General features: G+C 31.0%; 5 protein-coding genes. 3 read left to right on the forward strand and 2 right to left on the reverse strand.

Annotation, left to right across the window (positions count from 1 at the left end; genetic code table 11):
- Positions 1-391: 391 nt before the first annotated feature.
- A complete protein-coding gene (rnjA, locus tag CD135_RS11450) occupies positions 392-2,065 on the reverse strand; it encodes a ribonuclease J1 (RefSeq protein ID WP_064204124.1) in 1,674 nt (557 codons plus the stop codon).
- Positions 2,066-2,278, reverse strand: a complete 213-nt coding sequence (locus CD135_RS11455) for a DNA-dependent RNA polymerase subunit epsilon (protein ID WP_064204123.1) — start codon at positions 2,276-2,278, stop codon at positions 2,066-2,068.
- A 232-nt stretch (positions 2,279-2,510) separates the two neighbouring features.
- On the opposite strand from CD135_RS11455, the gene CD135_RS11460 reads away from it, so the two are divergent.
- From CD135_RS11460 to CD135_RS11470, 3 genes are all read left to right on the forward strand, one after another.
- Entirely contained in the window at positions 2,511-3,290 is a 780-nt protein-coding gene (locus CD135_RS11460; RefSeq protein ID WP_064204122.1) for a Cof-type HAD-IIB family hydrolase, read from the forward strand.
- A 12-nt stretch (positions 3,291-3,302) separates the two neighbouring features.
- The gene (locus CD135_RS11465; RefSeq protein WP_064204121.1) at positions 3,303-3,575 is read left to right on the forward strand and encodes a hypothetical protein; all 273 of its coding nucleotides are present in this window, start codon (positions 3,303-3,305) and stop codon (positions 3,573-3,575) included.
- Between the two features lie 278 nt (positions 3,576-3,853).
- Positions 3,854-4,098, forward strand: a 245-nt coding sequence (locus tag CD135_RS11470; protein WP_338141526.1) for an IS110 family transposase, incomplete at its 3' end; no start/stop codon positions are given.

A 4,098-nucleotide genomic window follows, 5' to 3' on the forward strand; every position in this document is an offset into this window, starting at 1 on the left:
TAGGTCACCTCTACAATATTTTCTTAGTCGATTACATTGTACTAAAGTGAGCTATATTTGGCTCTTTTTTTATTACACAATTATATGGACATATTCTGTTATTCAGTGTTTTAATATAATTTTATCCTAAATACATAAGGTATGCCGCTCTAAAGTGCAAGAAATAAGAAACAAGCCTGTTACAATTTCTAACGACCTAGTGAATCTAAACAAGCCCGTTAGCGCGATATTTTCTATGATTTAATTTTATGTACTCAAATCTTTGTTAGTTATAACAAAAATAGAAGACTATATACTTTTTAAAACGAAATAAACAAACACCGCAATCCGAAAGAGAAATCAACGGATTGCGGTGTTTGACTTGAGAAAAGGGATTATATCCTATTCTCTATTATTTGATTTTCATAATGATTGGTAAAATCATTGGTTTACGAGCAGTTTTTTCGTATAAATACGGTTGTAACGCTTCTGTTATTGTTGCTTTAACATGATGCCATTCAACTTTATCATTATTATTTAATTTCTCAATTACTGACTTTTTAATTAATCGTTGTGCATCATAAATTAAATGACCAGATTCTCTCATGTATACAAAACCACGAGATATAATATCAGGACCAGAAAGCAATTGCTTTGTCTTAAAGTCAATGCTTACAACTACAATTACTAAACCTTCTTCTGATAATACTTTACGGTCTTTTATAACAACGTTGCCTATATCTCCAATTCCGCTTCCATCTACGAACACACTTCCAGAAGGTATGCGTCCTGCGTATCGTGCAGAATCTTTTGTAAGTGCTAATACATCACCGATTTCATATACAAATATATTATCAGGATCAACGCCACAGTTAACACCTGTTTCACTGTGTTTCTTAAGCATTCTATATTCACCATGAATCGGCATGAAATATTTCGGCTTAATTAAACGAAGCATTAATTTTTGTTCATCTTGAGAACCGTGTCCAGATGTATGAATATTCGACAACTTACCATGGATAACATCTGCTCCAGCTTTATAAAGCGCGTTTATTGTTCTGTTAACACTCTTTGTATTACCTGGAATAGGTGAAGAACTAAATACTACTGTATCATCAGGTATAATACTAATTTGTCTATGTGTGCCATTAGCTATTCTAGATAAAGCAGCCATTGGTTCACCTTGAGAACCTGTACATAAAATTAATATTTCATGCTTAGGCACAGTATTGATTTTATTAGGTTCAATAAATGTTTCAGGTGGTACTTTAATATATCCTAAATCAGTACCAATTTTAATGTTGTTCTCCATTGAACGACCGAATACTACAATTTTACGATTGTATTTAACGGCAGCTTCAACAGCTTGTTGTACACGATATATATTTGATGCGAAAGTCGCAAAAATAATTCTTCCTGTACATTTACGGAAAATCTCATCTACATTTTGTCCAACTTCTTTTTCACTTAGTGTAAAGTTAGGAACTTCAGAGTTAGTAGAATCTGAAAGTAAACAAAGTACGCCTTCTTCACCTAATTGAGCCATTTTAGCAATATTTGCTGGTTGTCCAACAGGTGTGAAATCAAATTTGAAGTCACCAGTATGAACAATTTTACCTTGAGGTGTATCAGCTATAATACCGTATGCTTCAGGTATACTATGTGTTGTTAAATAAAATGAGATTTTAAAGTGTTTAAATTCAAACACAGAGTCTTCAGTTATTTCATTGAGTTGTGCAGTTTTTAGTAAATGATGTTCTTCTAATTTATTTCTAATTAAACCTAAAGCTAATGGACCACTGTATATGGGAACATTGAATTGTTTAAGTAGATAAGGGACGCCACCAATATGGTCTTCGTGTCCATGTGTAATGAATAAAGCTTTTACTTTATGTTTGTTTTGTATTAAGTAAGTATAATCAGGTATCACGTAATCGATACCAAGCAAATCGTCATCTGGGAACTTAATACCAGCGTCTATTACGATTATTTCATCTTGATATTCGAGGGCGTACGTGTTTTTACCTATTTCACCGAGTCCTCCCAGTGCATATACACCTACTTCATTTTTTTGGATGGGTTTCATTTAGATTTTCTCCACATTAAAATGTTCTGATTTTTGTTCATAATCTAAATGAGCGCCCTCTAATTTTTGGACAAATTCGATATTATAATTACGATCTGATAAATAACGTCTCACTTGTTCTTCTGTTTGTCCTTCGAAATACTTAGTTTGTGTACTTTCACGTACAATAACTTCACTTTTGTCTTCTTGATAAAATACTTTAAATATTGCCATATATATAATCCTCCTAGTTGATTAACATAAATAAAGCCCTAGTTTAAGGCTAGGGTTAGTCAATTTTTGAAATTTGAGTCCCGTTCATTTTGAGAGGTATTTAAATTAAATATATAAATACCTTTTTAATAAGTTCATTTTACATGATAATTAGATATAAATAAAGTTATTTAACTAAATCTTTCATATATACTCAGAATGGACTAGAATAGAACGGAGGAGGCGATGATAGTTGGAAAAGAAATTAATATTTCTAGATATAGATGGTACAATTTATGATGAAAATAAAGAAATACCTCAATCAACAATAACCGCAATAAAAAAATTAAAAGAAAAAGGTCACATAGTTGGAATTGCTACTGGACGCGCACCTTACATGTTTAAGCACGTAATTGAAGAAACTGATATTCAAACGTTTGTTTCATTAAATGGACAAATTGTTGTTCATGATGGAGAAGTAATAGGTAAATATCCATTGAATAAGGAAGAATTAACACAAATCGTTGAAAAAGCACACAAAAATAATCATCCTTTAGTTTTCTTTGGAGACACAAACGTATACGCAAGTGAAGAAAACAATCTTCATATTTCAGAAAGCTTAGGCACTTTGAAAATGGATTATCCACAATATCACAATACATATTATTTAGATCATCCAGTATATCAAGCGCTTATATTCCATACTGCTGATGAAGATTATAAATATGATAACCAATTTGAATCTTTAAAGTTTTATAGATGGCATACTTTAAGCAGAGACGTTGTACCTAACAATCGTTCTAAAGCAGAAGGCATTAAAGAGTTGAGTAAAGAGTTAGGATTTTCATTAAATGAAGTCGTAGCGTTTGGCGATGGACCGAACGATGTTGAAATGTTAACTGAAGTTGGTTGTGGAGTAGCTATGGGAAATGCTGTAGACGCTTTAAAAGAAGTTTGTGATTATGAAACTAAAAGTGTAGACGAGAATGGCATATACGATGCATGTGTGAAATTAGGATTGATAGATGAATAGGAAGTGAATGTTATGGATAAAGTTGAACGTATTATAAAAACTGTAAAAGCTGAAAAAAATAGATCAGATAAACATTTTAAAGGTATTGAATTTAATATTCGCCAAAATGAAGTTGTTATGATTTATAATTATGATGAAACAGTAAATAATGTAAAACAAGATCCACACTACATTCGACATAATAAAGATCCAGAGTGGTTGAATCTAGATGAATTAGAATTAATTCAAAAATCATTAAGAGAAGAAAATATTAAATTTATAGAACGTAGAGATGAATTTATGTAACTATAATTTAAAACTTAAAACTATGAAAACATACTAAGATTAGCTATGAAGAAATCTATGACGATAGATTTTTCATAGCTATTTTTTATAGTTATAGAGAGGAGTAGACTGTGCGATCTCTTGGGTTTGAAATCCGTAAAAAAAACTAGTCAGCTTTACTCTCGCCTTTTGAAATTCGATTGTAGTATGTTGGGTTCTTGAAACCGTGTATAGGAAAGTGAAATGAGAAAGGTTCAGTAAAGTTACAACTTCTCAAATTTATTAAGGAGGTTTTATTTATCGATTACTTAGGCATTGATATTAGTAAAAGAGATAGTGTGATTGCACACTATATTGATGAAAAATTCCAAAAGGAATTTACTATTCAAAATAACAAAAATGGTTATAATTATTTATTAAATTATTTGAATCGTGTAAATCAGCCCAAATTAATTTTTGAATCCACAGGTATATATTCAAGAGCTATGGTTCGGTTCTGTCGAGTTAACCAAATTAATTATATTGAGTTGAATCCTTTAGAAGC

The organism is Mammaliicoccus lentus (assembly GCF_002902755.1).
In the GTDB taxonomy this organism is placed as follows: Bacteria; Bacillota; Bacilli; order Staphylococcales; family Staphylococcaceae; genus Mammaliicoccus; species Mammaliicoccus lentus.

What these genes read in the sequence shown, in the direction of transcription:
- CD135_RS11465 (WP_064204121.1), top strand. Translation starts at nt 3,303, where the DNA reads ATGGATAAAGTTGAACGTATTATAAAAACTGTAAAAGCTGAAAAAAAT.
- CD135_RS11455 (WP_064204123.1), bottom strand. Translation starts at nt 2,278, where the DNA reads ATGGCAATATTTAAAGTATTTTATCAAGAAGACAAAAGTGAAGTTATT.
- rnjA (WP_064204124.1), bottom strand. Translation starts at nt 2,065, where the DNA reads ATGAAACCCATCCAAAAAAATGAAGTAGGTGTATATGCACTGGGAGGA.